The 17,077-nt window shown below is 70.2% G+C and carries 11 protein-coding genes; 5 read left to right on the top strand and 6 right to left on the bottom strand.

Annotation, left to right across the window (positions count from 1 at the left end):
* Nucleotides 1-152: 152 nt before the first annotated feature.
* Complete coding sequence (gene dnaJ, locus ACFZBT_RS01010) at nucleotides 153-1,289, bottom strand: molecular chaperone DnaJ (protein ID WP_382493548.1); 1,137 nt, start codon at nucleotides 1,287-1,289, stop codon at nucleotides 153-155.
* Nucleotides 1,289-2,305: a heat-inducible transcriptional repressor HrcA gene (hrcA, locus tag ACFZBT_RS01015; RefSeq protein ID WP_215121475.1), complete on the bottom strand. Its 1,017-nt coding sequence runs from the start codon at nucleotides 2,303-2,305 to the stop codon at nucleotides 1,289-1,291. The genes dnaJ and hrcA overlap by 1 nt, the downstream gene beginning before the upstream one ends.
* 171 nt (nucleotides 2,306-2,476) lie before the next feature.
* On the opposite strand from hrcA, the gene ACFZBT_RS01020 reads away from it, so the two are divergent.
* The gene (locus ACFZBT_RS01020) at nucleotides 2,477-3,208 is read left to right on the top strand and encodes an MBL fold metallo-hydrolase (RefSeq protein WP_391097465.1); all 732 of its coding nucleotides are present in this window, start codon (nucleotides 2,477-2,479) and stop codon (nucleotides 3,206-3,208) included.
* A gap of 31 nt (nucleotides 3,209-3,239) precedes the next feature.
* A complete protein-coding gene (locus ACFZBT_RS01025) occupies nucleotides 3,240-4,037 on the top strand; it encodes a DUF3097 family protein (protein ID WP_391097466.1) in 798 nt (265 codons plus the stop codon).
* 201 nt (nucleotides 4,038-4,238) lie between these two features.
* On the opposite strand, the gene hemW is transcribed toward ACFZBT_RS01025, so the two are convergent.
* On the bottom strand, nucleotides 4,239-5,471 hold the full coding sequence (hemW, locus tag ACFZBT_RS01030) for a radical SAM family heme chaperone HemW (protein WP_391097467.1): 1,233 nt from the start codon (nucleotides 5,469-5,471) through the stop codon (nucleotides 4,239-4,241).
* A gap of 51 nt (nucleotides 5,472-5,522) precedes the next feature.
* The gene (locus ACFZBT_RS01035; RefSeq protein ID WP_391097468.1) at nucleotides 5,523-7,754 is read right to left on the bottom strand and encodes a SpoIIE family protein phosphatase; all 2,232 of its coding nucleotides are present in this window, start codon (nucleotides 7,752-7,754) and stop codon (nucleotides 5,523-5,525) included.
* Between the two features lie 102 nt (nucleotides 7,755-7,856).
* Between ACFZBT_RS01035 and ACFZBT_RS01040 the strand changes: the two genes are divergently transcribed.
* Nucleotides 7,857-11,969, top strand: coding sequence for a HAMP domain-containing protein (locus tag ACFZBT_RS01040; RefSeq protein WP_391097469.1), 4,113 nt, complete (start codon nucleotides 7,857-7,859; stop codon nucleotides 11,967-11,969).
* A complete protein-coding gene (locus ACFZBT_RS01045; RefSeq protein ID WP_391097470.1) occupies nucleotides 11,966-12,421 on the top strand; it encodes a response regulator in 456 nt (151 codons plus the stop codon). The genes ACFZBT_RS01040 and ACFZBT_RS01045 overlap by 4 nt, the downstream gene beginning before the upstream one ends.
* A 65-nt stretch (nucleotides 12,422-12,486) precedes the next feature.
* Here ACFZBT_RS01045 and ACFZBT_RS01050 read toward each other — a convergent pair whose 3' ends face one another.
* Nucleotides 12,487-14,370, bottom strand: coding sequence for an AMP-binding protein (locus ACFZBT_RS01050; protein WP_391097471.1), 1,884 nt, complete (start codon nucleotides 14,368-14,370; stop codon nucleotides 12,487-12,489).
* Nucleotides 14,371-14,649: 279 nt separating this feature from the next.
* Nucleotides 14,650-16,518 (bottom strand): translation elongation factor 4, encoded by a 1,869-nt coding sequence (lepA, locus tag ACFZBT_RS01055; RefSeq protein ID WP_391097472.1) that lies wholly within the window; start codon nucleotides 16,516-16,518, stop codon nucleotides 14,650-14,652.
* Nucleotides 16,519-16,748: 230 nt separating this feature from the next.
* Between lepA and rpsT the strand changes: the two genes are divergently transcribed.
* On the top strand, nucleotides 16,749-17,015 hold the full coding sequence (gene rpsT, locus ACFZBT_RS01060; RefSeq protein ID WP_391097473.1) for a 30S ribosomal protein S20: 267 nt from the start codon (nucleotides 16,749-16,751) through the stop codon (nucleotides 17,013-17,015).
* The last annotated feature ends 62 nt before the right edge of the window (nucleotides 17,016-17,077 follow it).

The following is a 17,077-nucleotide window of genomic DNA, read 5'->3' on the forward strand; positions in this document are numbered from 1 at the left end:
CGACCCCCGGACCCCCAGCAGCAGCCGGACCACCCAGGTCAGCGCCCGTTGAACGCGTCCTTCAACCGCGAGAACAACCCCTGCTGCCCCGGCTGACTCTGCCTGCCCGGGGGGCGACCCCCGGACCCCCAGCAGCAGCCGGACCACCCAGGTCAGCGCCCGTTGAACGCGTCCTTCAACCGCGAGAACAACCCCTGCTGCCCCGGCTGGAACTGCCCCGTGGGCCGCTCCTCGCCCCGCAGCTTGGCCAGCTCGCGCAGCAGTCGCTCCTGCTCGGGGTCGAGCTTCGTCGGGGTCTGGACCTCGACGTGGACGATGAGGTCGCCGCGTCCGCCGCCCCGCAGGTGCGTGATGCCCCGGCCGTGCAGCGGGATCGACTGGCCGGACTGGGTGCCCGGGCGGATGTCGACCTCCTCCATGCCGTCCAGCGTCTCCAGCGGCACCTTCGTGCCGAGGCACGCCGCGGTCATCGGGATGGTGACCGTGCAGTGCAGGTCGTCGCCGCGCCGCTGGAACGTGGAGTGCGGGAGTTCGTGGATCTCGACGTAGAGGTCACCGGCGGGACCGCCACCCGGCCCGACCTCGCCCTCACCGGCGAGCTGGATGCGCGTGCCGTTGTCGACACCCGCGGGGATCTTCACGGTCAGGGTCCGCCGAGAGCGGACGCGGCCGTCACCGGCGCACTCCGGGCACGGCGTCGGCACCACGGTCCCGAAGCCCTGGCACTGCGGGCAGGGCCGGGAGGTCATGACCTGGCCGAGGAACGACCGGGTGACCTGCGACACCTCGCCGCGGCCGCGGCACATGTCACACGTCTGCGCGCTGGTCCCCGGCGCGGCACCCTCGCCGCTGCAGGTGTTGCAGACGACGGCCGTGTCGACCTGGATGTCCTTGGTCGTACCGAAGGCGGCCTCGTCGAGCTCGACCTCGATCCGGATCATGGCGTCCTGGCCGCGGCGGGTGCGCGAGCGCGGACCGCGCTGCGACGCCGTGCCGAAGAACGCGTCCATGATGTCGGAGAAGTTCCCGAAGCCACCGGCTCCGAAGCCGCCCGCGCCGCCGCCCGCGGCCTGCGAGAGCGGGTCGCCGCCGAGGTCGTAGACCTGCTTCTTCTGCGGGTCCGACAACACCTCGTAAGCGGCGTTGATCTCCTTGAACCGCTCCTGGGTCTTCGGATCGGGGTTGACGTCCGGGTGCAGCTCGCGTGCGAGCCGCCGGAAGGCCTTCTTGATCTCTTCCTGCGACGCGTCGCGGCGCACGCCGAGTACGGCGTAGTAGTCCGTGGCCACTACGACTCCGCCAGGATCTGTCCGACGTACCGTGCCACTGCGCGTACCGCTCCCATCGTTCCCGGGTAGTCCATGCGGGTCGGTCCGACCACGCCGAGCTTGGCGACTGCCTCGCCGCCCGAACCGTAGCCGACCGACACGACGGACGTGGAGTTGAGTCCTTCGTGGGCGTTCTCATGACCGATACGTACGGTCACGCCCGGATCCTTGGCCTCGCCGAGCAGCTTGAGGAGCACGACCTGCTCCTCGAGTGCCTCCAGCACCGGCCGGATCACCAGGGGAAAGTCATGCCCGAAGCGAGTGAGATTGGCGGTGCCGCCGATCATCAGCCGCTCCTCGTTCTCCTCGACGAGCGTCTCCAGAAGCGTGGAGAGCACCATGGAAACCGTACCCCGGTCCTCGTGCTCGAACGCCTCCGGCAGATCCTCCACCAAACTCGGCACATCCGCGAAACGGCGGTTCGCGACACGGCTGTTGAGCCGTGCGCGCAGATCCGCGAGCGAGGCCTCGCCGAAGGGCGCCACGCAGTCGACCACCCGCTGCTCGACCCGCCCGGTGTCCGTGATCAGGACGAGCATCAGACGCGCGGGCGCGAGGGAGAGCAACTCCACATGCCGCACGGTCGACCGGGTCAGCGACGGGTACTGCACGACGGCCACCTGGCGCGTGAGCTGCGCGAGGAGCCGTACCGTACGCGCCACGACGTCGTCGAGGTCGACGGCACCCTCGAGGAAGTTCTGGATCGCGCGCCGCTCGGGCGCGGTCATCGGCTTGACGCCGGCCAGCTTGTCCACGAACAGCCGGTAGCCCTTGTCGGTGGGGATGCGCCCGGCACTGGTGTGCGGCTGGGCGATGTATCCCTCGTCCTCGAGGGCCGCCATGTCGTTGCGGACGGTGGCCGGGGAGACGCCGAGGCTGTGCCGCTCGGTGAGGGCCTTGGAGCCGACGGGCTCCTCGGTGCCGACGTAGTCCTGGACGATGGCGCGGAGCACCTGAAGCCTGCGTTCACTGAGCATCGCGCACACCTCCAGAAGTCTTCCGCTCGCTGCCCTGCCGGTCGTGGCCTGGCACTCTGCGCGTGCGAGTGCCAGCGTTCCCCGGCCCAGTGTACGGCGGTGGGGTGCGCCGCGGGCAAGGCTGGTCATCGCTGTCGTGCTCGCGACGGGTGTCACCGCTAGCGTCGCCGTATGACGGTGACTTGGGAAGAGCTCGGATGGGAGCGGGTGGCCGCCGGGGTGGGGCGGTGCCGGCTTCCGGTGTGGGACTGCACGGCGGGGCTGGTCGCCGGTGAGGGTGCGGTCCTCATGATCGACGCGGGGTCGAGCTTGGCCGAGGGCGCGCGGTTGCGCACGCAGGCGCAGTCGCTCACGGGTCACCGTGTGACGCATCTCGCGCTGACCCACCCCCACTTCGACCATGTCTTCGGCGCGGCGGCGTTCCCGGAGGCGGAGGTGTTCGGCGCGGTGGGCGTGGACGCGGTCCTCACGCGCGTGCGGGACCGCGAGGAGCTGCGCGCGGACGCGGTACGCAACGGCCTGGCGGAGCCTGTCGCGCGGGAGTCGGCGGACCGGCTGGTCCCGCCCCGCCATCTGGTCTCCGGCGAGTGGACGCTCGACCTGGGCGGCGGACGCCAGGTGCTGCTGGCGAACGTGGGCCCGGGGCACACCGCGCACGACCTGGCGGTGCTGGTGCCGGGTGATCCGGAGGTGGTGTTCTGCGGCGACCTGGTCGAGGAGTCCGGCGAGCCCCAGGCGGGCCCCGACGCCGTGCCGTCGCACTGGCCGGCCGCGCTGGACCGGCTGCTCGACCTGGGCGGCGAGGACGCGCTGTACGTGCCCGGTCACGGAGCGGTGGTGGACGCGGCGTTCGTCCGGGCCCAGCGGGACGCGCTGGCGGCGCGTTTCGGCGTGTCGCGGTGATCGCCGTACGCCTTCTCCTATCGTCATTCGAATGCGCCAGTACTCCGCCGACCTGACCCCGCCGTGGAAGAAGCCGAAGCCGGTGCCCGAGGTCCCGGCGGAGCCGGACCTCGTGGTCGAGGAGGCGGGTACGGGATTCTGCGGTGCGGTGATCCGCTGCGAGGCGGGCACGGTGACGCTGGAGGACCGCTTCGGCAAGCACCGCGTGTTCCCCATGGAGCCGCGCGGCTTCCTGCTGGAGGGCAGGGTGGTGACGCTGGTCCGCCCGCCGTCCGGCCCCGCCCGCCCCACGCGCACCGCCTCCGGTTCGGTGGCCGTCCCGGGCGCACGCGCGCGTGTCGCCCGCGCCGGCCGCATCTACGTCGAGGGCCGGCACGACGCCGAGCTGGTCGAGAAGGTGTGGGGTGACGACCTGCGCATCGAGGGCGTGGTCGTGGAGTACCTGGAGGGCGTCGACGACCTGCCCGCGATCGTCTCCGACTTCGCCCCCGGCCCGGACGCGCGCTTGGGCGTCCTCGTGGACCACCTCGTGCCGGGCTCGAAGGAGTGGCGTATCGCGCAGTCGGTGACGAGCGAGCACGCCCTGGTGGTGGGCCACCCGTACATCGACATCTGGGAAGCGGTGAAGCCGGCGTCCCTGGGCATCGGCTCCTGGCCCCGCATCCCCCACGGCCAGGACTGGAAGACGGGCGTATGCCGCTCCCTGGGCTGGCCGCCCAACACGGGCGCGGCCTGGCAGCGAATCCTCTCGGGGGTCCGCTCCTACAAGGACCTGGAGCCAGAGCTGCTGGGCAGAGTGGAAGAACTGATCGACTTCGTAACCGCGTAGCTACATAGCTGCGGGCATGCGCACCGCCCTGGCTGCGGGCATGCGTGCCTCCCCCAGTGCCTAAAGGGCCTGGGAGGTGCCCCCAGGGCGGCACGGGTGGGCGGTGGGGGTCCCCCCGCTCGAGCGAAGCCGAGAGTGGGGGAGGCACCCCGCCACGCCGGGCTGCGCGACGCCCCGCCCCGAGCCCCCACGCCCAGCACCTCAGTCCACCAGATCCCGCACCACCCCATCCGCCAGCAACCGCCCCCGCAGCGTGAGCACGGCCCGTCCTTCGTCGTACGGGCCCTTCTCCAGGAGCCCGTCCGCCAGCGCCGCCCGCGAGGCGGCCATCCCCTCCGCCCTGAGCAACGACAGCGGCACGCCCTCCCTGAGCCGCAGCTCCAGCAGAATCCGCTCGACCCGCCGATCCTCTTCGCTCAGCAGTTCCCGCCCGGCCCCGGGCGACCGCCCCGCCGCCAGCGCACCCACGTATGCCCCCGGATGCTTGACGTTCCACCACCGAACGCCCCCCACATGGCTGTGCGCCCCCGGCCCGGCCCCCCACCAGTCGGCCCCCCGCCAGTACAGCTCGTTGTGCAGACACCGCCCGGCCGCCGAGGTCGCCCAGTTCGACACCTCGTACCACTCGAAGCCCGCGCCCGAGAGAACCTCGTCCGCGATCAGATACCGGTCGGCATGTACGTCATCGTCGGTCATCGGCACCTCGCCCCGGCGAATACGCCGCGCGAGCTGCGTACCCTCCTCGACGATCAACGCGTACGCACTGACGTGATCCGGGCCGGCCTCCAGCACCGCGTCCAGCGACGCCCGCCAGTCGTCGTCGCTCTCCCCCGGCGTGCCGTAGATCAGGTCCAGGTTCACATGGTCGAACCCAGCCGCCCGGGCCTCCGCCACACACGCCTCCGGCCGCCCCGGCGTGTGCGTACGGTCCAGCACCTTCAGCACATGCTGCCGCGCACTCTGCATACCGAACGAGACCCGGTTGAAGCCGCCCTCGCGCAGCGCGGCCAGATACGCCGGATCCACCGACTCCGGATTCGCCTCCGTCGTGACCTCGGCATCCGGCGCCAGCCCGAACTCGTCACGGATCGCGCCCAGCATCCGTACGAGATCACCGGCGGCCAGCAGCGTGGGCGTCCCCCCGCCCACGAACACCGTGCGAACGGGCCGCGGATCATCACCCAGCACCTTGCGCGCCAGGCGGACCTCCTCGACCAGCGTCTCGGCGTAGTTGTCACGGGAGGCCAGCACACCGCCCGTGCCGCGCAGCTCGGTCGCCGTGTAGGTGTTGAAATCGCAGTAGCCGCAGCGGGTCGCGCAGTACGGGACGTGCAGATAGAACCCGAGCGGACGGCCGGCGGCCCCGGCGAGCGCGGAGGCGGGCAGCGCGCCGTCGTCGGGGACGGGCTCGCCGTCGGGAAGTGCGGAAGGCATGCCTTCCATTGTCCAGCACCCGCGGCGACTCCCCCTCCGCACTCCGTCCGCTTACTCCGCCTGCAGCACCAGCAGCGCGAGATCGTCGGCCGGCGGCCTCGCCCCGAACTCGTGCACCAGCCGCTTGATCCGCTCGGCTATCAGCTCGGCGTCCAGTCCCGCGCACCCGGCCAGCGCCGCCGCGAGCCCGTCCTCGTCGTCGAACTGGCGGGAGCCGGAGCGGCGCTCGGTCACGCCGTCGGTGACGCACAGCAGCGTGTCGCCGGGCCGCAGCTCGAAGGTGTCGCTGGTGTACGCGGCGTCCTCGACGACGCCCAGGAGGGTCCCCGGCCGCGCTGTCGTGTGGACCTCGCCGCCCGCGCCGAGCAGCAGCGGGAGGGGGTGCCCGGCGGAGGCGACGGTGCAGCGGACGCCGCCGTCGAAGGGGACCAGTTCGCCGTAGAGCAGGGACAGGAAGCGTGTCTGGGGGCCGTCGCCGGGCGGGGTCGGCCGGGCGCCCGCGGCCACCAGTGCCCGGGCCGCGGCGTCGGCGGCCTCCGTGGCGTCGTCGAGCAGCAGCTGGTTGAGGCGGTCGAGGACGTCGGCGACCCGGTAGCCCTCGCGGGCCAGCAGCCGCAGCCAGGGCCGGGCCAGGCCGATCACGACGGCCGCCTCGGGCCCCTTGCCCTGGACGTCGCCCACGGCGAAGCACCAGCGGCCGTCACCTGCCGGGAACAGGTCGTAGAAGTCGCCGCTGGGCCCGCCCTTGTCGTACGGCTCGTAGACGAGCGCGCTGCGCACCCCGGGGATCTCGGCGACGGCGCCGGGCAGCAGGCCGCGCTGGAGGACGGCGCTGATGGTGGCCTGGCGGGCGTACTGGCGGGCGGCGCCGATGGCGAGGGCGACGCGGCGGCTGAGGTCCTCCACGAGGCCGGTGATCTCGTCGGGGAAGCCGGCGGCCCCGGACCTGCCGATGACCAGGGTGCCCAGCGGGCGTCCCCCGGCGACCAGCCGGTACGCGAGCGCCGACCCCGGCTCGCCGGGCGCGTCACCGAGCGCCTCGCCCGGCCAGGGGTAGTCGACGGGCCCGGACCCGGGCGGGTCGGACGAGTGCGGCGGGTCCTTCTCCAGGGCCCGGCGCAGCTCCTCGATGCGGTTCTCGCTGCCGTGCCAGACCCGGGCCAGGCGCGCCCCGCCCGCTCCGGCGCCGCCGCTCCAGCCGCCGCCGGTGGCCTCGTCCTCCAGCCACACCGCGCACCAGTCGGCCAGCCGCGGCACGATCAGCTGCCCGGCGAGGGCGGCGACCAGGTCCTCGTCGAGCTGCCCGGCGAGCAGGTCGGAGGCCTCGGCGAGGAAGGAGAGGGCGCCACGGCCCAGCCAGGCACCGTCGCGTCCGTCGCCGCCGCCCTCGTGACGGTCCCGCCAGTCCCGTACGTCGTTCCAGTCACGCCAGTCCCGTAAGCCGTGGGAGTCCTGCGGGTCGTGCCGGTCACGCCACCGCCGCCCGGACTGCCCCGGCTCGCCCGGATCCCCCGGCTCCTCGGTCTCCCACCCCTCGCGCGGCTCCGGCGCCAGGATCTCCGCCACGCGCAGCCCGCGCGCCAGCGCCTGCTCCTCGGCGTACGCCTCGATCTGCTCGCCCGCCGCGCACCCCCCGGCGGGCAGCCGCGCCCAGACGGTCTTCCGGCCCGTGCGGTACGTGATGCCCCAGGCCTCGGAGAGCGCGCCGACGAGCCGCAGGCCGCGCCCGTACTCGGGGATGTCGTGCGGGGTTTCCGGTTCGCCGCCGCGCGGGGCGCGTGAGGGGTGGTGGTCGCAGACCTCGACGACGAGCGCGACCGTCTCCCCGTCGTCACCGTCGCCGTCGTCGCCGCCGTGGGCGTTTTCCAACCGGCACTCCAGCTCGACGTCCGTGCCGGCGTGCACGACGGCGTTGGTGACGAGTTCGCTGACCACGAGCGTGGCGTCGTCGGCGAGGCGGTCGGTGAGGTGCCCGGTGCCGGGCAGGCCGAGCCGGGTCCAGTCGGCGAGCGCCGAGCGCACGAGGGCGCGTGCGGTGCCCGGCGCGAGTGAGCTGCCGGACAGGGTCGCGTGCGCCCGCGCGCGCTCCTGTGCGGGCGCCTCGGATATGGGTGCGGGCGCCGCGCAGGCCGACGCGCACGCGTCGGGCGTGAGCGTCTCGGCGGTCGGTGCCGACTCCTCGGAAACGGGCTCGTCCTCAACGGACACAGGCGTCTCCGAGGCGTGTGCAGGTGCCTGCGAGGCACGGAAGGCGGTCTCCCGTTGCGTCGGAATGGCCCCCATGGACAGCTCCCCGGGCAGTTCGTACGAATACGCCACAGTCGATGCCGACAGGGTGACAGACTGACCACGCCCATAAGCGCCGAGTTACCGAAGTGGGCCGCCATGAGTGAGAACAGTGCTACTCCTGTGGTCGAAGATGGGTACGAAGAGGGTCAGATTCGCACATCCGATCTGCGTCCACTGCTCGCCGCGATGACCGCCGCACGTGACGGCGACTTCACCAAGGTGCCGGAATCCGGCCACGGGATGGTGGCCGAACTCACCGCGGTCTTCAACCAGATCATGGACCGCAGCATCCACTTCACCACCGAGACACGGCGCGTGCGACGGGAACTGGTGCGGCACGGCCGGCTCGACGAGCGCCTCTCGGCGAGTCCCGGCCAGGGTCTGTGGACGTCCCGCGTCAATGACGTGAACCAGTTGCTCGACGCCCTGGTCGCCCCGGCGGCGAACGCCACGCGCGTGTTGGACGCGGTGGCCGGAGGCGATCTGACCCAGCGGGTCGATCTGCACGACGGGACCCGGCAGTTACGCGGCGACCTGCGCCGCCTCGGCCGGGCCGTGAACACGATGGTGGACCAGCTGTCCCTGTTCACGGGCGAGGTGACGCGGGTCGCGCGCGAGGTCGGCACCGAAGGCCGGCTCGGCGGCCGGGCCAATGTCCGAGGCCTGTCGGGCAGTTGGCGGGACGTCACCGAGGCCGTCAACACCATGGCCTCCCGGCTGACGGCTCAGGTGCGGGACATCGCGGCCGTGACGACAGCGGTGGCCCGGGGCGACCTGACCCGCACGGTCACGGTGGAGGCGACCGGCGAGCTGCTGGAGCTGAAGCTGACCGTGAACACGATGGTCGACCAGCTCTCCGCCTTCGCCGACGAGGTGACGAGGGTCGCGCGCGAGGTCGGCACCGAGGGCCAGTTGGGCGGCCGGGCGCAGGTGCGGGGCGTGTCGGGGGTCTGGAAGGACCTCACCGACAACGTCAACTTCATGGCGTCGAACCTGACCTCCCAGGTCCGCAACATCGCCCAGGTGACGACGGCCGTGGCCGACGGCGACCTGTCCCAGAAGATCACGGTCGCCGCGCAGGGCGAGATCCTGGAGCTCAAGTCGACCATCAACACGATGGTGGACCAGCTCTCCGCGTTCGCCGACGAGGTCACCCGCGTCGCCCGCGAGGTCGGCACCGAGGGCAATCTCGGCGGCCGGGCTCAGGTCAGGGGCGTCTCCGGCGTCTGGAAGGACCTCACCGACAACGTCAACTTCATGGCGGACAACCTCACCTCCCAGGTGCGGAACATCGCCCTCGTCTCCACCGCCGTCGCCCAGGGCGACCTCGGCAAGAAAATCACGGTGGAGGCCAAGGGCGAGATCCTGGAGCTCAAGTCCACGATCAACACGATGGTGGACCAGCTCTCCGCGTTCGCCGACGAGGTCACCCGCGTCGCCCGCGAGGTCGGCACCGAAGGCAACCTCGGCGGCCAGGCCCAGGTCAGGGGCGTCTCCGGCGTCTGGAAGGACCTCACCGACAACGTCAACTTCATGGCGCTGAACCTGACCTCCCAGGTCCGCAACATCGCCCAGGTCACCACCGCCGTCGCCAACGGCGACCTGTCGAAGAAGATCACGGTCGACGCCCGCGGCGAGATCCTGGAGCTGAAGGACACCGTCAACACGATGGTGGAGCAGCTGCGCGCCTTCGCCGACGAGGTGACCCGCGTGGCCCGCGAGGTCGGCACCGACGGCCGGCTCGGCGGCCGGGCCCAGGTGCTGGGCGTCTCCGGCGTCTGGCGGGACCTGACGGACAACGTCAACTACATGGCCGACAACCTCACCTCCCAGGTGCGCAATATCGCCCAGGTGGCGACGGCCGTGGCGCAGGGCGATCTGTCCCGGAAGATCGACGTGGACGCGCGCGGCGAGATCCTGGAGCTGAAGACCACGATCAACACGATGGTCGACACGCTGTCCTCCTTCGCCTCCGAGGTCACCCGTGTGGCCCGCGAGGTCGGCAGCGAGGGCCAGCTGGGCGGCCAGGCGCGGGTCGAGGGCGTCTACGGCACCTGGAAACGCCTGACGACGAACGTCAACGAGCTCGCGCTCAACCTCACCACCCAGGTCCGCGCGATCGCCGAGGTCGCCTCCGCGGTGGCCCAGGGCGACATGTCCCGCTCGATCACGGTCGAGACCCGCGGCGAGGTCGCCGAGCTGAAGGACAACATCAACCTGATGGTGGCCAACCTCCGTGAGACGACCCGCGCGAAGGACTGGCTGGAGTCCAATCTGGCCCGCCTGGCCGCTCTGATGCAGGGCCACCGCGACCTGATGGAGGTCGCCGACCTGATACTCCGGGAGCTGACCCCGCTGGTGAACGCCCAGTACGGCGCGTTCTACCTGGCGGACCCGGAGCAGGACGGGGCGACGGTTCCCACCAAGGGGCTCGCCTTCATCGCCGGCTACGGCGCCGCCCAGGACGCCACCGTCGAGACCGGCGGCCTGCCCGTGCACGGCCTGGTCGCGCAGGCGGCCCGGGAGAAGAAGCGGATTTTGGTGGAGGGCGCCCCGCCCGACTACATCAAGATCAACAGCGGGCTGGGCGAAGCCGCCCCCACCACGATCGTCATCATCCCGATCCTCTTCGAGGACAAGCTCCTCGGTGTCATCGAGCTCGCCTCGTTCTCCCGCTTCTCCGATGTGCACCTGGCGTTCTTCGACCAGTTCGTCAACACCATCGGCGTCGCCATCAACACCATCATCGCCAACTCCCGCACGGAGTCCCTGCTCGGCGAGTCCCAGCGCCTCGCCATGCAGCTCCAGGAGCGCTCGGACGAACTCCAGAAGCAGCAGGGCGAACTCCAGCGCTCGAACGCCGAACTGGAGGAGAAGGCCGCCCTGCTGGCCACGTCCTCCCAGTACAAGTCCGAGTTCCTGGCCAACATGTCGCACGAGCTGCGCACACCGCTCAACTCCCTGCTGATCCTGGCCCGGCTGCTCTCCGACAACCCCGACGGCCGTCTCTCCGACCAGGAGGTGCAGTTCGCGACGACGATCCACCGCTCGGGCTCGGACCTCCTGCAACTGATCAACGACATCCTGGACCTGTCGAAGATCGAGGCGGGCCGGATGGACGTACGGCCCAAGCGGCTGCCGCTCGTCAAGCTGCTCGACTACGTCCACGCCACGTTCCGCCCCCTCACCATCGACCGGGGGCTCGCCTTCGAGGTCGCCGTCGGCGAGGGCGTGCCGCGCGAGATGTACTCGGACGAGCAGCGGCTGCAGCAGATCCTGCGCAATCTCCTGTCCAACGCGATCAAGTTCACCGCGTCGGGCAAGGTCGAGCTGCGGGTCGACCGGGTGCAGGACGCCGAGCTCCACCATGTCCGGGACACCGACGACGTCATCGCCTTCACCGTGTCCGACACGGGCATCGGCATAGCGCCGGAGAAACTCCCGGTGATCTTCGAGGCATTCCAGCAGGCCGACGGCACCACCAACCGCAAGTACGGCGGCACCGGCCTCGGCCTGTCGATCAGCCGGGAGATCGCGGGTCTGCTCGGCGGCCGGATCATCGCCGAGAGCGAGCCCGGCAAGGGCTCCAGGTTCACCCTGTACGTCCCGGTCGTCAGCCCCGGACACACGGCGCCGGGTCCGGCACCGCTCCCGGAGGAGCGCGCGGCGCCGCCCTTGCCCCTCCAGCCGGCCGCGGCGCCCTTCCCGGCCGCGCACGACACGGACGACGCCTGGCCCGCGCCGACGAAGCTGGAGGCGTGGACGTCCGGCAGGCCGGGCCGGATCCTGGCCGGGCGCCGGGTGCTGATCGTCGACGACGACATCCGCAACGTGTTCGCCCTCACCCATGTCCTGGGCCGGGTCGGCATGACCGTGCTGTACGCGGAGAACGGCCGCGAGGGCATCGAGACCCTGGAGCGCAGCTCGGACGTCGAACTGGTCCTGATGGACATCATGATGCCGGAGATGGACGGCTACGAGACCATCTCCGCCATGCGCCGCGCACCCCGCTGGACGGGCCTGCCGATCGTGGCGCTGACCGCCAAGGCGATGCCGGGCGACCGGGAGAAGTCCATCGCCCGCGGCGCCAACGACTACGTGCCCAAACCGGTGGACATCGACCGGCTGCTGACGGTCGTGTGCGAACTGCTGGCACCGGAGCAGGCAGAGGGCGCAGAGGACCCGGCGGAGGAGACGCGACCGTCATGAGCACGGACCACGCCGGAATCCTCCTGGTCGACGACATGGAGGACAACCTGACCGCCCTGGAGGCCGTCCTCGCCTCCCTCAACGAGCCGCTGGTGCGCGCCCGTTCGGGCGAGGAGGCGATGAAGGCCCTGCTGCGGCAGCCCATCGCCCTCGTCCTGCTCGACATCCGCATGCCCGGCATGGACGGCTTCGAGACAGCCGCCCACATCAAACGCCTCGACCAGACCCGAGACGTCCCGATCATCTTCCTGACGGGCGCCGACGACGACTCGGGCTACGCCTTCCGCGGCTACGCGACCGGCGCCGCCGACTACCTGACCAAGCCCTTCGACCCCTGGGTCCTCAGAGCGAAGGTCAGCGTCTTCCTGGACCTCTACCGCAAGGGCAGAGAGGTGGAACGCCTGCGAAAGGAGATCCAGGACCTGAAACGCCGAGTGGATAGAGGTACTTAGGGGCGCGGGGAACTGCGCGAACAACCCCAGCGGACCCGAGGTCGCCACACCACCCCCGCCACTCCCTACGCCTCGCGAGAGCCCTCGTACATCTCCTCGATCAGATGCTTGTACTCCCGCTCCACCACCGGCCGCTTCAGCTTCAGACTCGGCGTGATCTCACCGTGCTCCACATCGAGATCCCGGGGCAGCAACCGGAACTTCTTGATGGTCTGCCACTTCTGAAGCCCCTCGTTGAGCTGCTTCACATACCCGTCGACCATCTCCACCGTCGCGGGCGCGGCCACGATCTCGGCGTACGACTTCCCCCCGAGACCGTTCTCCTTCGCCCACTCCACGATGGCCAACTCGTCGAGCGCGATCAGCGCCGTGCAGAAGTTCCGGTCGGCCCCGTGCACCAGGATGTTGGACACGTACGGGCACACCGCCTTGAACTGCCCCTCGACCTCCGCCGGCGCGATGTACTTGCCGCCCGAGGTCTTGATGAGGTCCTTCTTGCGATCGGTGATCCGCAGGTACCCGTCGGCAGACAGCTCCCCGATGTCCCCGGTGTGGAACCACCCGTCCGACTCCAGCACCTCGGCGGTCTTCTCGGGCAGCCCGTGGTAGCCCTCCATGATGCCGGGGCCGCGCAGCAGGATCTCCCCGTCGTCGGCGATCCGGACCTCCGTACCGGGCAGCGGCTTGCCGACCGTGCCGGTGCGGTAGGCCTCTCCGGGGTTCACGAACGAGGCAGCCGAGGACTCGGTGAGGCCGTAGCCCTCGAGGATGTGGATGCCGGCGCCGGAGAAGAAGTAGCCGATCTCAGGCGCGAGGGCGGCCGACCCGGAGACACAGGCGCGCAGGTTGCCGCCGAAGGCCTCACGGATCTTGGCGAACACCAGCGCGTCGGCGACCTTGTGCTTCGCGCCCAGCCCGAACGGCACCGACATGGTTCCGGTGCGCCGGAAGTTGTCCTGCGCGACCTTGGCGTACTCGCGAGAGACCTCGGCCGCCCACTGGAAGATCTTGTACTTGGCCCCGCCGCCCGCACGGGCCTTCGCGGCGACGCCGTTGTAGACCTTCTCGAAGATGCGCGGGACGGCCGCCATGTACGTCGGCTGCACGACCGGGAGATTCTCGATGATCTTGTCGACGCGGCCGTCCACGGCGGTGACGTGCCCGACCTCGATCTGGCCGGAGGTGAGCACCTTGCCGAAGACATGCGCGAGGGGCAGCCACAGGTACTGCACGTCCTCGCTGCTGACCAGGCCGGTCGCGGCGATCGCCTTCGCCATGTACGACCAGTTGTCGTGCGGCAGACGCACGCCCTTGGGGCGGCCGGTGGTGCCGGAGGTGTAGATGAGGGTGGCGAGCTGGTCCTTGGTGATCGCGCCGACCCGTTCCTTGATCAGGTCGGGGTCCTTCTCCAGGCGGGCCGCGCCGCGCTTCTCCAGCTCGTCGAGGGTGAGGATCCAGTCGGCGCTCTCCTCGGCCGCCAGACCCGCCGGGTCGACGACCACGACATGGGTCAGCTCGGGCAGCTCGGCGCGCTTCTCCTTCGCCTTGGCCAGCTGGTCCACGTTCTCCGCGATGAGGACCCGGCTCTCGGAGTCCGACAGGATGTAGGCGGACTCCTCGGCGTTGGTCTGCGGGTACACCGTGGTGGTCGCGGCGCCGGCGCACATGATGCCGAGGTCGGCGAGGATCCACTCGATCCGGGTGCTCGAGGCGAGCGCGACGCGCTGCTCGGCCCGCACACCCAGCTCGATGAGTCCCGCCGCGATGGCGTAGACGCGCTCGGCGGCCTGGGCCCAGCTCAGCGACTTCCACTCGTCCGGTCCCTGACCGGAGGACGATGGGACCGGATACCGATAGGCCTCGGCGTCCGGCGTGGCCGCCACGCGCTCCAGGAACAGGCCCGCCACCGACGGCGGACGGTTCTCGATCAGGGTCTGTGTGTCGCTCACGACATCCTCCGGGGCCCGCGTCAGGCGGCTGGCTCAGGTGCGGCTGGTTGGTACTCGCGCGTCGCTGTTCACATGCGTTGATTGTTCACATGCCTTGTTTAACTCGCGAGTAACTATCGAGCAGGGATCAGAGTAAAGGCCGACCGGTCCCCGCGTAAGGGCCCGCGGCCTGTCTCTTCGTACAGACAGCTACCCCACATACGCGCAGGGCCCGCCGCGCTCTCGCACGGCGGGCCCCTGTTCTACCCGGTTTGCGGTGTAACCCACGGTAAGCCGTGACTACTTCTTGCCCTTGCCCGACCCCGCGCTGTCATCGCTGGACAGGACCGCGATGAAGGCCTCCTGCGGAACCTCTACGGAACCCACCATCTTCATCCGCTTCTTGCCCTCCTTCTGCTTCTCCAGCAGCTTCCGCTTACGGGAGATGTCACCGCCGTAGCACTTGGCCAGGACGTCCTTGCGGATGGCGCGGATGGTCTCGCGGGCGATCACCCGGGAGCCGATGGCGGCCTGGACGGGCACCTCGAAGGCCTGGCGCGGGATGAGCTCGCGCAGCTTGGCGACGAGCCGTACGCCGTACGCGTACGCCTGGTCCTTGTGGGTGATCGCCGAGAAGGCGTCCACCTTGTCGCCGTGCAGCAGGATGTCGACCTTGACCAGGCTGGAGGTCTGCTCGCCGGTGGGCTCGTAGTCGAGCGAGGCGTACCCGCGGGTCTTGGACTTCAGCTGGTCGAAGAAGTCGAAGACGATCTCGGCGAGCGGCAGGGTGTAGCGGATCTCGACCCGGTCCTCGGAGAGGTAGTCCATGCCGAGCAGCGTGCCGCGCCGGGTCTGGCACAGCTCCATGATCGAGCCGATGAACTCGCTGGGCGCCAGGATGGTGGCCCGCACCACCGGCTCGTAGACCTCCGAGATCTTGCCCTCGGGGAACTCGCTCGGGTTGGTGACCGTGTGCTCGGTGCCGTCCTCCATGAGGACGCGGTAGACCACGTTCGGGGCGGTGGCGATCAGGTCGAGCCCGAACTCGCGCTCCAGCCGCTCGCGGATGACGTCCAGGTGCAGCAGGCCGAGGAAGCCGACGCGGAATCCGAAGCCGAGAGCGGCGGAGGTCTCCGGCTCGTAGACCAGCGCGGCGTCGTTGAGCTGGAGCTTGTCGAGCGCCTCACGCAGATCGGGATAGTCCGAGCCGTCCAGCGGATACAGCCCGGAGAAGACCATGGGCTTGGGGTCCTTGTAGCCGCCGAGCGCCTCCTCGGCCCCCTTCTGCTGGCTGGTGACGGTGTCACCGACCTTGGACTGGCGGACGTCCTTCACGCCGGTGATCAGGTAGCCCACCTCGCCGACACCGAGGCCGTCGGCCGCCTTCATCTCCGGCGAGTTCGTGCCGATCTCCAGCAGCTCGTGCGTGGCGCCGGTGGACATCATCCGGATCCGCTCGCGCTTGTTGAGCTGGCCGTCGATGACACGGACGTACGTCACGACACCGCGGTAGGAGTCGTAGACGGAGTCGAAGATCATGGCGCGCGCGGGCGCGTCCTTGACCCCGACCGGCGCCGGGACCTCCCTGACGACCCGGTCGAGCAGCGCCTCGACGCCCATGCCCGTCTTGGCGGACACCTTGAGCACGTCGTCCGGGTCACAGCCGATGAGGTTGGCCAGCTCCTCGGAGAACTTCTCGGGCTGCGCGGCCGGCAGGTCGATCTTGTTGAGGACGGGGATGATCTTGAGGTCGTTCTCCATCGCCAGGTAGAGGTTGGCGAGAGTCTGGGCCTCGATGCCCTGGGCGGCGTCGACCAGGAGGATGGTGCCCTCGCAGGCGGCGAGCGACCGCGAGACCTCGTAGGTGAAGTCGACGTGCCCCGGGGTGTCGATCATGTTGAGGATGTGCGTGTTGCCGGGCTCCTCGGTGGGAGCCCACGGCAGACGCACCGCCTGGGACTTGATCGTGATGCCGCGCTCACGCTCGATGTCCATGCGGTCGAGGTACTGAGCGCGCATCTGCCGCTGTTCGACCACTCCGGTCAGCTGGAGCATCCGGTCGGCGAGCGTGGACTTGCCGTGGTCGATGTGCGCGATGATGCAGAAGTTGCGGATCAGAGCCGGGTCGGTACGGCTCGGTTCGGGCACATGGCTAGGGATCGCGGGCACGCAGGGTCCTGATTCTTGAGGCGTCCGCAGTGTCTGCGGTCTCGGGTCGGATCGATACGTAGCCTCCATGGTCCCACGGAAGGGGACCATGGACGGGTTTGGGCCGTGGATGGGCCCGCTGGTACCGTGGGGGGCTGTGCCTCATGCCCTCTCAGCAGGAGGCACTACCTCAAGAAATCATCGGTACGGGTCCCGCGCGGCCCCGTGCCAGAACCTGAAAAGGCTCATTCGTGGCGAACATCAAGTCCCAGATCAAGCGGATCAAGACCAACGAGAAGGCGCGGCTGCGCAACAAGGCCGTCAAGTCCTCCCTCAAGACCGCGATCCGCAAGGCCCGTGAGGCTGCTGCCGCGGGTGACGTCGAGAAGGCCAACGAGTACCAGCGCGTCGCCGCGCGTCAGCTCGACAAGGCCGTTTCGAAGGGCGTCATCCACAAGAACCAGGCCGCCAACAAGAAGTCGGCGCTGGCTCAGCGCGTTGCCGCGCTCAAGGGCTGACATCTGATGTGACGCCGGAGGGAAATCGAGCGGGCCCTCTCTCATCCGCTCCCTTCCGGCAC

The sequence above is a fragment of the Streptomyces sp. NPDC008137 genome, from assembly GCF_042957035.1.
Lineage (GTDB): Bacteria > Actinomycetota > Actinomycetes > Streptomycetales > Streptomycetaceae > Streptomyces.

Bases quoted from the DNA above. Each gene is read 5' to 3' on its own strand.
- hrcA (WP_215121475.1), bottom strand. From the start codon at position 2,305: ATGCTCAGTGAACGCAGGCTTCAGGTGCTCCGCGCCATCGTCCAGGAC.
- ACFZBT_RS01020 (WP_391097465.1), top strand. From the start codon at position 2,477: ATGACGGTGACTTGGGAAGAGCTCGGATGGGAGCGGGTGGCCGCCGGG.
- ACFZBT_RS01025 (WP_391097466.1), top strand. From the start codon at position 3,240: ATGCGCCAGTACTCCGCCGACCTGACCCCGCCGTGGAAGAAGCCGAAG.
- hemW (WP_391097467.1), bottom strand. From the start codon at position 5,471: ATGCCTTCCGCACTTCCCGACGGCGAGCCCGTCCCCGACGACGGCGCG.
- ACFZBT_RS01035 (WP_391097468.1), bottom strand. From the start codon at position 7,754: ATGGGGGCCATTCCGACGCAACGGGAGACCGCCTTCCGTGCCTCGCAG.
- ACFZBT_RS01040 (WP_391097469.1), top strand. From the start codon at position 7,857: ATGAGTGAGAACAGTGCTACTCCTGTGGTCGAAGATGGGTACGAAGAG.
- ACFZBT_RS01045 (WP_391097470.1), top strand. From the start codon at position 11,966: ATGAGCACGGACCACGCCGGAATCCTCCTGGTCGACGACATGGAGGAC.